We start from the raw sequence: 14,125 nt of genomic DNA on the forward strand, positions 1-14,125 counted from the left end.
ATGCTTGGACTGAGGCCGACGATGGCCGAACCGGCCGGACTCGTCGACTCCCCCGCGACGGCCCTCGACGCGACCAGAAGCGTCGAAGCACTCCTGGAGCAGGTCCTCGACGCGCGGCTGTGCCAGGCCCGCGAGGTGGACCCGGTGTTCGCCGGCGATGTGGCCGACCGGGTCGCCGGGCTGATTCGGCGGGGCGGGAAGCGGCTGCGTACCGCGTTCGTGTGGTGCGGATGGCGTGCCGTCGGTGGTGCGGGCGGCCCCACGGCCCTCTTGCGCACAGGGGCCGCCCTTGAGCTTCTGCAGGCGTGCGCCCTCATACACGACGACGTGATGGACGGATCGCCGCTGCGGCGCGGCGGCCCGGCGGTGCACGTCGAACTGGCGCGCCTGCACAGGGCCGCACGGACGACCGGATCCTCCGATGCGTTCGGGGCCTGCGCCGCCGTTCTCGCCGGCGATCTGGCGCTGACCTGGGCCGACGATCTGATGACGGAAACAGCCCTGCGCTCACCGCACGGTTCGCACCTGTACGACGAGTGGCGGGCCATGCGCGGCGAGATGGTCGCCGGGCAGTACCGCGACCTGTATGCCCAGGCAACGGGCTCGTCGGACGTGGACGAGGCGCTGACCGTCGCCACGCTCAAGAGCGCCCGGTACACGGTCGAGCGACCCCTGACCCTGGGCGCGTCACTGGCCGGCGCCGACCCGCGCGTCCTCGTCGCCCTGCGATCCGCCGGACGGTGTGCGGGGCTGGCCTTCCAACTCCGTGACGACCTGCTCGGTGCCTTCGGCGACCCGTCTCTGACCGGCAAACCGGTCGACGAAGACCTGCGGTCGCGCAAGCTCACCTACCTGCTCGCCGTCGCGGTCGAACTCGCGGACGCCTCCGGGGACGACGCGGCCGCCGAAGCGCTCGCCCCTGGCACGGCCCACCGTTCGCAGCTCGCAGTCGAGCGAATGCGTGCGGCACTGGAGCGGACCGGGGCCCGGGCCGTCACGGAGTCGAAGATCGTCGAGTTGGCGGCCATGAGTCTGCGGCACTTCGAGCAGACCGGCGCGGAAGCCTCCGTACGGCGGGAGTTCGCGTCGCTGCTCGAACGGGCGACGGGCGTCGCCCTGGACCGTACCGAGGAGCACGCGTGAGGACGGTAGCGGGACCGACCGACCATGTCGTGGTGGTGGGCGCCGGTCTGTCCGGCCTCGCCTGCGCCCTCCATCTGCTCGGCGCCGGCCGCCGGGTCACGCTCGTCGAGCGGGACGCCGGCCCGGGCGGCCGGGCCGGCCGGACGCGCCTCGGCGGCTATGAACTGGACACCGGACCCACGGTGTTGACCATGCCGCACCTGGCCGACGAGGCCTTCGCGGCGGTCGGCGACAGCCTTGCCCGCCGTGTCGAGCTGGTGGCGCTGCATCCGGCCTATCGGACGTGCTTCGCGGACGGGACCTCGCTGGACGTCCACACCGACGGCGCGGCGATGGAGGCGGAGGTGCGACGCTTCGCCGGACCCGCCGAGGCAGCCGGCTACCGCGACCTGCGGAACTGGCTGGAGCGGCTCTACCAGGCCCAGATGCGGCGCTTCATCGACAGCAACTTCGACTCGCCGCTCCAGCTCTTGAACGCCGACCTGGCACGGCTGGCGGCCCTCGGCGGCTTCGGCCGGCTCGACCGGCGCATCGGCCGCTTCCTGGCCGACGCCCGGCTGCGGCGGGTCTTCTCCTTTCAGGCCCTGTACGCCGGCGTCGCCCCCGCCCGAGCCCTCGCGGCCTACGCCGTGATCGCCTACATGGACACCGTGGCCGGTGTCTGGTTCCCCAAGGGCGGCATGCACGCGCTGCCCCGTGCGATGGCCGACGCGATCGCCGAAGCCGGAGGCGACCTGCGGTGGTCGGCCGAGGTCAGGACACTGGAACGGCCGGCAGGCCGGGTGCGTGCCGTGCGTCTGACCTCGGGTGAGCGGATTGCCTGCGACGCGGTGGTTCTGACCTGTGAACTGTCCACCGCCCACCAGCTGCTGGGGCGCGCTCCCCGGCGTCCCGTTGCGCTGCGTCACTCACCGTCCGCGGTGGTCCTGCACGCCGGGACCGACCGCACCTGGCCCGGCCTGGCCCACCACACGCTCTCCTTCGGCAGCGCCTGGGAAAGCACGTTCAGGGAACTGACCCGCTCGGGAACGCTGATGAGCGACCCTTCCCTGCTCATCACCCGCCCGACGACCCACGACCCCACCCTGGCACCGGCCGGCCGGCATCTGCACTACGTGCTCGCCCCGTGCCCGAACACCTCCGTGGGGCCCTCCGCCGCCGACTGGCGGGGCCTCGGCCCGCGCTACCGCGACAGTCTGGTCGCCGAGCTGGAGCGGCGCGGCATGGGCGGGTTCGCGGACAGCATCCAGGAGGAGCTGTTGGTGACTCCGCTGGACTGGGCGGCTCGGGGTCACGCGGCGGGCAGCCCCTTCTCGGTCTCCCACACCTTCGCCCAGACGGGCCCCTTCCGGCCGCGCAACCTGGTACGCGGCGTGGACAACGCCGTACTGGCCGGCTGCGGCACCACCCCCGGCGTCGGCGTGCCGACGGTACTCATCAGCGGCAAGCTCGCCGCCGCGCGCATCACCGGCGTCACCACCGGCCGCGCCACCCACGCCAGTCGCGCTGCCCGGCCGGCCCCGCCGGCCGTCGGCGCTCCATCCGCCCCGACCGCGGAAGGTTCCTGATGACACGTCGTGAACTGGACGCCGCCGGGATCACCGATCCCGCGCTGCGTGCCGCCTACACCCGGTGCCGGCAGCTCAACGCCCGTCACGGCCGCACCTACTTCCTGGCCACGCGCCTGCTGCCGGTGGAACGACGCTCCGCGGTGCACGCCTTGTACGGCTTCGCCCGCTGGGCGGACGACATCGTGGACGACCTCGACCGGGGCCGGACACCCGACGAACGCGACCGGATGCTGGGCCGCCTGGAGAGCGACCTCGAGCAGCAACTGCACAGCGGCGGTGCGGGCGAGCCCGTGGTCCGAGCCGTGGCCGACACGGCCGCACGCTACGACATCGCGCACAGCCTGTTCTCCGCGTTCTTTGCCTCGATGCGGGCCGACCTGACCGTCACGGACTACCAGACCTACGCCGACCTGCGCTCCTACATGCACGGATCAGCGGCAGCGATCGGACTGCAGATGCTGCCGGTACTCGGCACCGTCGTACCCCGTGAAGAGGCCGCACCCCACGCGGCGGCCCTGGGCGTCGCCTTCCAGCTCACCAACTTCCTGCGCGACGTCGGCGAGGACCTGGACCGGGGCCGTGTCTATCTGCCGGCCGACCTGCTCGCCGGCCACGGCGTGGACCGGCCGCTGCTGGAGTGGAGCCGCCGCACCGGCCGCCAGGACCGGCGAATCCGTGCCGCCCTCGTCGCCGTCGAGGTCATGACCCGCGGCGTGTACCGGGCGGCAGAACCCGGTATCGCCATGCTCGACCCGCGGGTGCGGCCCTGCATCCGCACCGCGTTCACCCTGTACGGCGGCATCCTCGACGCCATCGCCGAACAGGACTACGCCGTCCTGCACACCCGCGCGGTGGTGCCTCGCGGGCGCCGCGCCGCCACGGCCGCGTCCGGAGCCGCACGCGTCGTCGAGGCACGCTGGCGCGCCCGCGGCACGGGCCCGACCCTGACAGCGCGTAGGCCCGTACTTGAGCGGAAGGGGCAGGCAGGGTGACCGACCGATCCCACAAGCGTCGCTGGACGCCACCGCTGCGGCGCCGCACACCGGACTGGGCGACGCAGACCCCCACCTGGCAGGACGCGCGGCCGGGCGTTATCGCCGACGCGCTCAAGACCGCCTCGGCGCGTCCCTCCGGCAACTGGTTCGTCGTGGGCGCCTCCCGGGACGTCCGGGCCGGCGAGCGCCCGCACGGCACAACGGTGGGCGGTGTCGAGATCGTGCTGTGGCGCTCGGACACGGGTCTGGTGCACGCGGGTCCCGGCGCCTGCCCGCACCTCGGTGCACCCCTGCGCGACAGCCGCGTGGTGTGCGGCACGCTGGTGTGCCACTGGCATGGACTGGCCCTGGACGGCGCTGCGTTCGGCGGCTGGGAGCCCTACCCCGTACATGACGACGGAGTTCTCCTCTGGGTACGGCTCGACGAGATCGGCGGCGAAGAGCCGCTCGACATGCCGGTGGTGCCGGTGCGTCCCGCGACGGGCAACGGGGTGGACGCCGTGTTCACGGCCGTGGGGCGGTGCGAGCCGCAGGACGTGGTCGCCAACCGGCTCGACCCCTGGCACGGCTCGTGGTTCCACCCGTACTCCTTCGTCGACCTGACCGTCGCCCGCGCGCCACGAGGAGGGGGTGACGACGCGTTCGTCGTCGACGTCTCCTTCCGGGTGACGGGCGCTCTGGTGGTGCCGGTCCGCGCCGAGTTCACGGCACCAGAGCCGCGTACGGTCGTCATGCGCATCACCGAGGGCGAGGGTGCCACCTCCGTCGTGGAGACCCATGCCACGCCGTTGACCGGTGAGGGGGACGGGCAGCCGCGGACCGCCGTGGTCGAGGCGATCGTCGCCGCCTCGGACCGCAGGGGGTTCGCGCTCGCACGGGCCGCCGCCCCGGCCCTGCGCCCGCTCATGCGCCGCGCGGCCGGCCGGCTCTGGCGGGACGATTTGGCCTACGCCGAGCGGCGCTGGGCGCTGCGCAGCACGGGCCGATTCCCGGGCTGAGTCCTGGCGTCGTCGGCGGTGCGGGTTCAGCGCAGTGTTCGACGTGCTGCCAGCCCGCCGAGTGCGCGCAGCACCGGGGAGCGGCCGGCCCGGGGCACCGTCCACAGCACCTGTCCCCGTACGCCCCGGCGTGCGAGCAGCGCGTTGGCCGCCAGGAAGCCGGTGGTGGCCGCTCGTTCCATCAACGCCACGGGCAGATCGCAGCGGATCGCGTCACCGGCCAGCGTCAGCCAGGGATGCGGGGTGCGCACCTTGGGGCGCTGCTGATGGGAGGCGATGGGGAAGAACGGGCAGTCGGAGCGCCATTCGTGCCGGGCGTCGATGACGTGCGCCTCGCGGGTCTCCGGGTACACCGCGTGGAGTTGCTCCACGAGCCGCTCCTCCGCCCGGCCCCGCTGCGCATCGGCGACGGCGTAGGCGTAGGCGTGCAACTCCACCACCGCTCCCCCGCTTTGGGCGGCCCAGCGCGCGGCCTCGCCCTCGTAGCGGTTGAGGACGCTGACGTTGTCCAGGCCGCCGTAGCCGCTGGTGCCGAGGAATCCCGGTCGGTCGTCACGGACGGGCCGGTCGAGCCAGAGCCGGGAGACGAGGAACGGCGGGGCGCTGCGCAGGTTTGCGATGTCGTCGCGCCAGGGGGCGGTGCCCAGGGCGGGGGATGCGGCCACAACCTGCCGCAGCCCCGCGGTGTCGAGGGCGAGCACCACCGCGTCGTGAGCGGTGGCAGCGGCGCCAGTCCTCACCGTGGCTCCCCCGCCATCGCGCGGTTGGACGGCGTCGACGGCGGTGCCGGTGGAGACGATGGCCCCGAGGCGCAGGAGATACTCGGCCAGCGGCTCCCAGAGCGCTTGCGGGAAGGGCTCGTTCGGCACGTCGAAGAGCAGGCCCTCGGCCGAGCCGAGGAAGTAGATGTGGAACATCAGCAGCAGTTCAGCGGCGGACAGCTCGCGCGGGTCGGCGAAGAAGCTGCGCGAGAACACCTCGAACGCCAGGTGATGCGCGGCCTGCGGGAAGCGGACGCCTTCCAGGAACTCCGTCGCGCCGACGTGGTCGAAGCGGTCGTACACCTCGGGCACGCGCACGTCGAGCAGCGGCAGCGCCGCCCGGGCGTCCATGGCGGCGAGGTCACGCCACCCGAAGGTGGGGCTGAGCGCGACGAATCCGAGGGCGCTGAAGGGAGGTGTTCGCGGGACACGGGCGAAGCTGTCGGTCAGGCCGCCGCTGTGCCGCAGCGGGTAGTCGGGCAAGGAGGTGAGCCGCGCAAGGGCGGGATCGGTGCGCCTCAGCAGACCGCGCAGGTTGTAGTACTGACGGAAGAAGGCGTGGAAGCCGCGGCTCATGGTCACGACGGACCCGTCCGCAAGGCGGGTGCGGTAGCCGGCGAGCCGGCCGCCGAGGGACTCCTCCCGTTCGTAGAGGGTGACGCGGGCACCCCGTTCGGCCAGCAGGGTGGCCGCGGCGAAACCCGCGATGCCCCCGCCGATCACGGCGACAGACGGCTCGTCCCCGCGCTCGAACCGATCCCGCCCGGGTACGGGCATCAGTCGCTCGGCCTTGCGGTCCCGTCCCCTGCGGGCGGCGACGCGTGCCACGCCCGTCACCGCGCCGGCTCCGCGTACTCGGCACGGCCGTTGCGGGCCAGGAAGGTGTGCACGATGCCGGTCTGCCACCCGGCGACCCGAACGGCGCGCGCGTCCGTGAACCCGTTGCGGGTCAGCCGGTCGGTGAAGACGGGTGCGGTGTCGAAGCAGCGGACGCTGCGCCACAGGTGGCGGTACAAAGTGCCGTCCCCGGTGAGTGAGCCCGCCGGGAGGATCACCCCTCGGCAAACGGCACTCCACACGGCGCGGTCCACGCGCGAGCCGCTGAGGCTGTATTCGTGGACGGCCAGGCGTCCGCCCGGTCGCAGCAAGGTCCTGAGGGCCTGCAGGACCTTGTCGGGGTCGGAGACGTTGCGGAAGAGGTAGGCCGCGAAGACTGCGTCGAAGGGCCCTTCGCCGGCCGTCGCCACGTCCTCGGCCGTCAGGTGGCGGAAGCGCACGTTCGCGGGCCACGGCTTGGCCAGCGCGCGGTGCAGCATCCCGGACGAGGCGTCGACGGCGGTGACGCGTGCTCGGGGCGCGGCGCGCAGCAGGGCCCGGGTGGAGGCTCCGGTGCCGCAGCCGAGATCGAGTACGTGCAGTCCGTCACCGTCGTCGGACAGCCGAAGTCGGCGTGCGGAGCGCAGGAGTTCGGTGCGGTATCCGGGGTTGAGCGCCGTGAGGCGGTCGTAGGCATGGGACGCGTGGTCGAAAGCGCGTGCCAGGTCGTCGTCGCGCAGCAGTGTCATGAGGCGCTCTCCGCGGATCGTTGTGCGGGACGGAAATGGCGGGGCAGAAAGGGAAGTTCGACGGCGGTGCGCAGCATCGGGCCGATGGGGGTGCGCAGTCCGACGCCCCACTCCTCCCGCAGCGTGGTCGCCCCGTCCAGGAAACGCAGCAGCCGCTCCGCGGGGATCCGGGCGAACAGGCCCGTGAAGAAGTCAGGGCCGTCGATCCGCCCGGTGTCCAAGGCCCGCAGGAGTACGGCGTCCATGGCCAGCGCCCGTCGCCGGTGGGGTGGGGGCACGAGAGGGCGCCCGGCGTCCAGGGCGGCGGCGATGGCCCGGCTCTGGCGCTGCGCGGCGGCGAAGGTGTAGCCGGTGGCGGGTCGGGTCGCGCCGCCGGCCGTGCCGATACGGAAGACAGCGGAGCCGATCCGTCGCGGGAAGCGTGCGTCGGTCATGGGGATGGCGCCTTGCTCCGCCGCTTCCACCGTGAACGCACCCAGGCGGAGGACCTCTCGACAGTAGTGGCCGAGCGCGGCCTCGTACGCAGAGGTGGTCAGCGGGCCGCGAGAGAACTCGGTGTACTCGACGAGGGCCCGGTCGTGCTCGAGGGGCAACACATAGCCGAAGGCGAGGCCGTGACGTGGCTGCGGCACCCGGAAGTCCATGAGGTCGGCGACCGAGGCGTCGAACCGCTCCGCGGCCGTGCGCACGAACCAGCCACGGAAGTGTTGCACCAGGCAGGTGCGGGCCGGCGGCAGGACGTGCAGGGGGCGGGAGTCGAACACGTGGCGGGCGCGCAGCGTCAGCGTCCGGCCGTCGGATGCCACGCAGCTGACGGCCGCCCCGTCGGCGGTGTCCCGTACGGCGCCGGCTGTCGCACGCAGGACGCGCGCGCCGGGATGCGCGGCCAGCCTGGCGTGTACGAGCTGCTCGAACTGCGGCGATCGCAGCATGCGGTAGCGCTGCGGAGCCGGGTCGACGGTGAGTTCGCTGCCGTCCGTGCCGCGGACTCGCAGGCGGGACCAGGTGGCGCTGATCGCTTCTTCGTAGGCGCTCGGCCCTTCTTCCCAGAAGCACCAGGTGCGTTCAGGAGACCGTGACGGTCCGTCCGGCGGCTCCACCACGGTGACGGAGCGGGTGGTGGTCGCGGTCAGCTGGGCGGCGAGACAGAGGCCGGCTGCCCCGCCGCCCACGATGACCACGTCCGATCGCTGATCGGGAAGGGCAGGGTGCCCGTTCACCTGGCCCGCCGTTCGACGACGGGCGCTCCACCGGGAGCCGTGCGTACGAGTTCGGCGTCCGTCTCCATCGCGTCGACGACCACCTTGACGAGGTGGCCGGGGTCGCCTCCCGGGGGCAAGGGCGGCGCCGTTCCCGCCACGGGCCGGTCGGCGAAACCGGTGTCCAGATGGCCCGGCCGCACGTCCAGCACCTGCACGCCGGTGCCCCGCACCTCGCGTCGTGCAGCAGCGAGCCATGCGCTCAATGCCGCCTTCGAAGCGCTGTAGTCGGCCATCCGTGGCTGCGGACGCTCGGCCACCACTCCGGTGAAGGCTGCGATCACCGAGTGGGGCGGCAGGACTTGGAGCGCGGCACGGAAGAATGCGGCGGGGGCAAGGAAGTTGACGGCCATCAGATGCTCGGCGACCGCGTCGTCCACCTCGTGGGAGCTACCGAAGCCCACGGCCCCGAAGGCTGTCACTACGGCGTCGAGGCCTCCGAGTCCGGCAGCGACGGCGTGCACCGCACGCGTGCAGGACGACGGGTCGTACGCGTCGAATTCTGCCGTCGGCGCCCCTGGGTAGGCGCGAGCGGCCTGGGCCAGCCGGGTCGCGTCGCGTCCGGCGAGAGCCGGGTGGGCTCCCCGGGCGGCCAGTTCGGCCGTGAGGGCGCGGCCGAGGACGCCGGTGGCGCCGGCCACCAGCACGCGCGCGCCGTTGATGTTCACGCCTCGCTCCGGGCCTTGAGTGTCGTCGCGGCAGCCGGGTCCCGGACAGGGACCCTGACTTCTTCTACGCCCCGTCTTCCGTACGCCAACCGCTCCTGGATGCACGCAGACCGCACCTGCTCACCGCGGCCTCAACCTCGCTGTGATCCGGTGCGTCCCCACTCCGGCCCGCCCACAGAAGTGCACTTCACCTCGGCATGAGGGACTCCACCGCCGTCACGGCCTCCGCCAGCCCCGTCGGGCGCGGCAACAGACCGGGCGCGGTACGGCCGGCCCAGCCGGGCCCGAGAGTCAGAACCGCGGGCCTTCTGCGAGCACCGCGCATCCCCCACTCCATGGCGGAGACGTGGTGAGCCAGTGGCCAGCTGGCGGTCGTACGCGACTGCGCCCAGAGGCAGACTGCAGACGGTCCGGTCCTGCGCACCGCCGCCACCAGCGACTCGGCGGGCACGGCTCCGCCGAACATGCGCACCGGAACGCCACGCTCGGCGAGTGCGGCGGCAAGCACCTCCAGCGGCAGCGTGTGATTCTCCCCCGGCACACAGGCCAGCAACGTGACGGCGCCCGGCCGGTCGGCCACCTCGGGCGGTGCACTGCGCCTCAGGGCCCCAGAGACATGCCACGACAGGAAGTGTTCAACCTCGACGTATCGCTCGCCCGAACTCTCCCACTTGCGGCCGACCGCCTGCAGCGTCGGCATGATCACCTCTGTCCAGGCGGCGACGAGGCCGTGCTCCTCGATCGTGCCCGCCAGCAGCTGCTGCAGAGCGGTGGCGTCGAGGCGCAGCGCCGCACGGGCCACTCCCTTGCACTCCTGGCGCACGCTGCCCAGGCGTAGGCCGCTCCCGGCTCGGCTCTGCCCGCGGGCCGCCGGTCGGGGCGGCGGGGCGGCACGCCGCCGGACCTGGTCGCCCTTCGGAGGCTCTTCGTCACGCAGCGGCTTTGTGTCACCGAGCGGCTCTTCGTCACGCAGCGGCTTTTCGTCACGCGCCAGGCGCGCGGCTTCGGCGGGGGGAAGCCCGGTCGCCGTCAACGCGCACATGCGCTCCAACCGAGCCACATCCGCAGATCTCCAGCGGCGATGCCTGCCGCCTGTGTGGGCGTCGGGACCGAGGCCATAGCGGCGGTCCCACGAGCGGATCGTCGTGGGCGCCACCCCGAGCCGCCTGGCCACCTCGCCGGTCGTCAGTCCGGCCGCGCGCCCCGGGTCCGTGTCGTCGCTACTGCTCACACCCCGCAGTGTACGACGCACAAACGACGCATGTTGCTTGCGTCGTTTCTGCCTCCAAGACTGACAGACACGCGCCGGGCACCACGGCACGCACGGCTACCCATACGACTCGCTGGACGGCTTGCGGCATCCCCGGCACATGACGAACGGCAGGAGGAACCGGGTCATGAGGACGAAGACGCGATCAGCCACCTCCTCCGCGTCACCCATCGGCGCGCCGCCACGGGAAGAGACCCTTTACGAGGACGAACTCGCCCGCGGCCTGCAAGCCGCCGACGAAGACGCATTCGCCGCGATCTACCGCCGCTGGGGCTCTCTCGTCCACACCATGGCCAGCCGATCGCTGGGCGACTCCTATGAGGCCGAGGACGTCACCCAGCAGGTTTTCATCGGGGCGTGGCGCGGGCGGGCCGGATTCCAACCGGAGCGCGGCCCCCTGGGCGCCTGGCTCGTCGGCATCACCCGCCGCAAGATCGTCGACGCACTGGCGGCCAGGACGAGGCGCCTGACCCTCATCGACGCAACAGCCCACAAAGCCGGGACGCCGCTGCCCGACGGACGGTCACCGGACGACGTCGTGGACCGTGTCCTGCTGGTGGACGAACTGTCACGACTGCCCCAGACCCAACGACAGGTGTTGTGTCTGGCCTTCTACGACGACCTGACCCACGCCCAGATCGCCGAGCGGACCGGCATGCCCCTGGGCACCGTGAAAAGCCACGCCCGCCGCGGCCTGCACCGTCTGCACGGGGCGCTGGAACAAAGCCGCGGCGACGGACCGCACGCACAAGGCTGACGGACCGCACGCACAAGTCGGGCCGCCGAAACGGCTCCGCCCGCATCCGTCTCGGCCCCGGCGCAGGAACCACGGATGAGTCCTCACACTCGGCGGACCCACTCCCCGAAGGGATGATCCCCATGACCTCCCGGCTCCCCCTCGCCATCGCCGCCACGGCCGGTACCTGCGCCCTGGCGCTCGGCGTCACCGCGCCCGCCCTGGCGGCTGACGCCGCCGACACCGACGACAAGGCCATGGTGTCCGTCTTCCATGGCGTTCCCGGGTTGACGGTCGACGTCTACGCCAACGGCAACGAACTCCTCAGCGACTTCAAACCCGGCACCGTCACCGCCCCCCAGCCCCTCGACGCGGGCAGCTACAACATCCAGGTCTTCGAAGCCGGCAAGGGCCCCGACGGCACACCTGCCATCGAGAAGAAGATCGAGGTTCCCGCAGGAGCGAACGCCACGGTCGCCGCCCATCTCTCCGCCGACGGCCAGCCGCAGCTGACGGCTTTCGTCAACGACGTGTCGAACGTCCCCGCCGGCGAAGCACGGCTGACGGTACGTCACGTGGCCGCCGCACCCAGCGTGGACGTCCGGGCCGACGGACAACCGGTCTTCAAGGACCTCGCCAATCCCAAGGAGGCCACCGCCGACGTCGCCGCCGGCACGATCTCCGCCGATGTGGTGCTCGCCGGCACGGACACCGTCGCCATCGGCCCGGCCGACCTGAACCTCGACGAGGGCACCAGCAACGTCGTCTACGCCTGGGGCAGCGCCGACGACAAGAACCTGGCGCTGAAGACCCAGACGTTCTCCGGCATGGAATCGGCCCCCAACGCCGCCCACGCGGGCGGCAACGGCGCCGCCCTCGCCGTCAACTCCTCCAGCCAGTGGCTGGCCTGGGCTGCCGTCGGCGCAGTGTCGGTGACGGCGGCGGGCGTCTTTGCGGCCCGCCGAGTCGCCGGCCGGCGTGACTGACGCCGCTCGACGGCTGACCGGCCTGGCGGCGACAGCTACCGCGCTGACAGCAGTAATCGCCCTGCAGCCGTCACCGTCAGGTCCGGCCTCCCGTCCTGCCGACTTCGGACCGGACCCGCCCCCACCTGTTCAGGCAGCCGCATCGACGCGGCCTGTGGACGACCCGGATCGCCGGCCCGAACGCCCGCGTCACGACCCGCCGCCGCAACGAGTCCAAGTGCCCGGCGTCGGCATCGACGCGGCGGTTCGTCCGGTCGGCGTGGACGAACAAGGCGCCCTCTCCATACCCGGCGATCCCACGGTGACCGGGTGGTATCGCTTCGGCCCCGCCCCGGGAAGCGCCCACGGATCGGCTGTGCTGGTCGGGCACGTGGACAGCGACACCGGCGCCCTGGGCGAATTCGCAGCGCTCTACGAGGTACGGCCCGGCGACCGGGTCGAAGTGCAGCGCGTCGGCGCAGAGCCGACCACCTACCGTGTCGCGTCACGTTCGACGGTGCCCAAGGACGAGCTCCCGTCCTCCGTGTTCCGCCGGGCCGGCCCCCCGGTCCTCACCTTGATCACCTGCGCGCCACCGTTCAGCCCCGAGCTGGGCGGCTACCAGTCCAATCTCATCGTCACCGCCAAGCCTCCACAGCCCTGAGACGGCACAAAGCACTCTGTCGCTGCGTGCGGCCGGAATCGGCGACAAGACACAGCAAGGGAACCGGAGGGAAGGGAACGGTGGCACACCTCGAGCCCGCCCGCCTGGTGGAGTTGGCACTGGGACGCGCCACGCTCAGCGAGGACACCGATGCCCTGCGGCACGTCTCCACCTGTCGCCCCTGCCGGGAGCAACTCGAACGGATGACACGGGTGGTGGTCCTCGCGCGCAGCGTAGACGCGGCCGATCTGCCCATCGCGCCTCTGGGTCGGGTGTGGCAACGGATCACTCAAGAGCTGTCGCAGACCACCGAGCCGAGACGCCGGCCGCCCAGTGGGTGAGAAGGGCCCGGCCCACCGGAGGTCGCTCACGTCGCCGATGCCCGACGCGGCCGGAGTGGGGCAGCCACACTCTGACCGTTCCCGACGGGCCGGCGGCCGGCATTCCGAGGTCGTGACGTCGTCCGACGACCTCGTCGGTGGGCCGTGCACGAGGTGGTCAGACGGCCATGCCGTAGACGATGGTGAACACGGTGCCGAGCGAGCCGATGATGAATACGCCGGTCAGTCCGGCGACGATCAGGCCCTTGCCTTGCTCGGCGCTGAACGTGTCGCGCAGGGCGGTGGCACCGATCCGCTGCTTCGCAGCGCCCCAGATGGCGATTGCGAGACAGATCAGGATGGCGAGGGCCATGACCACCTGGATCATCGTCTTGGCCTCGGTACCGAGAGCCCCGAAGGGCCCCCAGTCGGGAGCGATGCCCCCGATGATCGTATTGATGTCGCCCTTGTCAGCGGCCAACTGCATGGTGTGCCCCTCCCGTTGGTGTCCCGGTCCTCGTCCTCGTCGCCAGCTCCGGGCCGGCGTAGTCCACCGTAGCGATCGGACGCGGCGACCTCGACAGGGTCCGGCACGGCGGCCGTGGGAGCGGGTGTGCCAGGTCGGCTCCATGGCCCTCTATCCTGGGTAGGACTCCGGCAGCGACCGGGCTCTCGCCTGGCTCGCGCACTTCCGCAGCGAAGTCGGATGCGTGGTCATCTACCGACGCCCGGCGAGAATCCGTCGCCGCCGGGCTCGCTCAGGCCCGGACCGATCCGGTGCCCACCTCAAGCCGCTGATCGGGGTACGGGCGGTTCGGCCTCCAATGAGGCCGAACCGCCCGTACCCTTCGTGGTGTCTACGGCGTCACATAGCGGGCGCCCAACACTGGAGGCAATACCCCGTGCTGATTGCTCAGCGTCCCTCGTTGACCGAAGAGGTCGTCGACGAATTCCGCTCCCGGTTCGTGATCGAGCCGCTGGAGCCGGGCTTCGGTTACACCCTCGGCAACTCGCTCCGCCGTACCCTTCTGTCCTCGATCCCGGGTGCGGCGGTCACGTCCATCCGCGTCGACGGCGTGCTGCACGAGTTCACCACCGTGCCGGGCGTCAAGGAGGACGTCACCGACCTGATCCTCAACATCAAGCAGCTGGTCGTCTCCTCGGAGCACGACGAGCCGGTCGTGATGTACCTGCGCAAGCAGGGTCCGGG

The 14,125-nt window shown here is 72.1% G+C and carries 14 protein-coding genes and 1 pseudogene; 9 read left to right on the plus strand and 6 right to left on the minus strand.

From position 1 onward, the window contains the following. The 4 genes from ACZ7M7_RS40740 to ACZ7M7_RS40755 are packed head-to-tail and all read left to right on the plus strand — an operon-like array spanning position 1 to position 4,707. Positions 1-1,143, plus strand: a complete 1,143-nt coding sequence (locus tag ACZ7M7_RS40740; RefSeq protein ID WP_472126058.1) for a polyprenyl synthetase family protein — start codon at positions 1-3, stop codon at positions 1,141-1,143. Beyond that, positions 1,140-2,711, plus strand: coding sequence for a phytoene desaturase (locus ACZ7M7_RS40745; RefSeq protein ID WP_472126060.1), 1,572 nt, complete (start codon positions 1,140-1,142; stop codon positions 2,709-2,711). Before ACZ7M7_RS40740 ends, ACZ7M7_RS40745 begins: the two co-directional genes overlap by 4 nt. Next, positions 2,711-3,706 carry a phytoene/squalene synthase family protein gene (locus tag ACZ7M7_RS40750; RefSeq protein ID WP_472126063.1) on the plus strand — a complete coding sequence of 332 codons (996 nt, stop codon included), beginning with the start codon at positions 2,711-2,713 and terminating at the stop codon, positions 3,704-3,706. Before ACZ7M7_RS40745 ends, ACZ7M7_RS40750 begins: the two co-directional genes overlap by 1 nt. After that, the gene (locus tag ACZ7M7_RS40755) at positions 3,703-4,707 is read left to right on the plus strand and encodes a DUF5914 domain-containing protein (protein ID WP_472126066.1); all 1,005 of its coding nucleotides are present in this window, start codon (positions 3,703-3,705) and stop codon (positions 4,705-4,707) included. Before ACZ7M7_RS40750 ends, ACZ7M7_RS40755 begins: the two co-directional genes overlap by 4 nt. 26 nt (positions 4,708-4,733) lie before the next feature. On the opposite strand, the gene ACZ7M7_RS40760 is transcribed toward ACZ7M7_RS40755, so the two are convergent. The 5 genes from ACZ7M7_RS40760 to ACZ7M7_RS40780 form a co-directional block, all read right to left on the minus strand. Then, positions 4,734-6,245: an FAD-dependent oxidoreductase gene (locus ACZ7M7_RS40760; protein WP_472126095.1), complete on the minus strand. Its 1,512-nt coding sequence runs from the start codon at positions 6,243-6,245 to the stop codon at positions 4,734-4,736. A gap of 56 nt (positions 6,246-6,301) precedes the next feature. After that, on the minus strand, positions 6,302-7,033 hold the full coding sequence (locus tag ACZ7M7_RS40765) for a class I SAM-dependent methyltransferase (RefSeq protein ID WP_472126068.1): 732 nt from the start codon (positions 7,031-7,033) through the stop codon (positions 6,302-6,304). Then, on the minus strand, positions 7,030-8,253 hold the full coding sequence (locus tag ACZ7M7_RS40770; RefSeq protein ID WP_472126071.1) for a lycopene cyclase family protein: 1,224 nt from the start codon (positions 8,251-8,253) through the stop codon (positions 7,030-7,032). The genes ACZ7M7_RS40765 and ACZ7M7_RS40770 overlap by 4 nt, the downstream gene beginning before the upstream one ends. Next, positions 8,250-8,960, minus strand: a complete 711-nt coding sequence (locus ACZ7M7_RS40775) for an SDR family NAD(P)-dependent oxidoreductase (RefSeq protein WP_472126074.1) — start codon at positions 8,958-8,960, stop codon at positions 8,250-8,252. The genes ACZ7M7_RS40770 and ACZ7M7_RS40775 overlap by 4 nt, the downstream gene beginning before the upstream one ends. 187 nt (positions 8,961-9,147) lie before the next feature. Next, positions 9,148-10,191, minus strand: coding sequence for a MerR family transcriptional regulator (locus tag ACZ7M7_RS40780; RefSeq protein ID WP_472126077.1), 1,044 nt, complete (start codon positions 10,189-10,191; stop codon positions 9,148-9,150). 166 nt (positions 10,192-10,357) lie between these two features. On the opposite strand from ACZ7M7_RS40780, the gene ACZ7M7_RS40785 reads away from it, so the two are divergent. From ACZ7M7_RS40785 to ACZ7M7_RS40800, 4 genes are all read left to right on the plus strand, one after another. After that, positions 10,358-10,987, plus strand: coding sequence for an RNA polymerase sigma factor (locus ACZ7M7_RS40785; RefSeq protein ID WP_472126080.1), 630 nt, complete (start codon positions 10,358-10,360; stop codon positions 10,985-10,987). A gap of 122 nt (positions 10,988-11,109) precedes the next feature. Further along, positions 11,110-11,952: a DUF4397 domain-containing protein gene (locus ACZ7M7_RS40790; protein WP_472126083.1), complete on the plus strand. Its 843-nt coding sequence runs from the start codon at positions 11,110-11,112 to the stop codon at positions 11,950-11,952. Positions 11,953-12,169: 217 nt separating this feature from the next. Further along, entirely contained in the window at positions 12,170-12,595 is a 426-nt protein-coding gene (locus ACZ7M7_RS40795; protein ID WP_472126085.1) for a class F sortase, read from the plus strand. An 80-nt stretch (positions 12,596-12,675) separates the two neighbouring features. Continuing rightward, a complete protein-coding gene (locus ACZ7M7_RS40800) occupies positions 12,676-12,936 on the plus strand; it encodes a hypothetical protein (protein ID WP_451175959.1) in 261 nt (86 codons plus the stop codon). 157 nt (positions 12,937-13,093) lie between these two features. Here the strand turns inward: ACZ7M7_RS40800 and ACZ7M7_RS40805 are convergent, their stop codons facing one another. Beyond that, positions 13,094-13,402, minus strand: coding sequence for a hypothetical protein (locus tag ACZ7M7_RS40805; protein ID WP_369275549.1), 309 nt, complete (start codon positions 13,400-13,402; stop codon positions 13,094-13,096). Positions 13,403-13,817: 415 nt separating this feature from the next. Between ACZ7M7_RS40805 and ACZ7M7_RS40810 the strand changes: the two are divergent. Next, positions 13,818-14,125: pseudogene (locus tag ACZ7M7_RS40810) on the plus strand (DNA-directed RNA polymerase subunit alpha); the annotation flags it as partial.

The sequence above is a fragment of the Streptomyces sp. NPDC111606 genome (assembly GCF_055656945.1).

Excerpts from the sequence above, each read along its gene's own strand:
- ACZ7M7_RS40785 (WP_472126080.1), top strand. The coding sequence starts at position 10,358 with ATGAGGACGAAGACGCGATCAGCCACCTCCTCCGCGTCACCCATCGGC.
- ACZ7M7_RS40750 (WP_472126063.1), top strand. The coding sequence starts at position 2,711 with ATGACACGTCGTGAACTGGACGCCGCCGGGATCACCGATCCCGCGCTG.
- ACZ7M7_RS40790 (WP_472126083.1), top strand. The coding sequence starts at position 11,110 with ATGACCTCCCGGCTCCCCCTCGCCATCGCCGCCACGGCCGGTACCTGC.
- ACZ7M7_RS40805 (WP_369275549.1), bottom strand. The coding sequence starts at position 13,402 with ATGCAGTTGGCCGCTGACAAGGGCGACATCAATACGATCATCGGGGGC.
- ACZ7M7_RS40765 (WP_472126068.1), bottom strand. The coding sequence starts at position 7,033 with ATGACACTGCTGCGCGACGACGACCTGGCACGCGCTTTCGACCACGCG.
- ACZ7M7_RS40740 (WP_472126058.1), top strand. The coding sequence starts at position 1 with ATGCTTGGACTGAGGCCGACGATGGCCGAACCGGCCGGACTCGTCGAC.
- ACZ7M7_RS40760 (WP_472126095.1), bottom strand. The coding sequence starts at position 6,245 with ATGCCCGTACCCGGGCGGGATCGGTTCGAGCGCGGGGACGAGCCGTCT.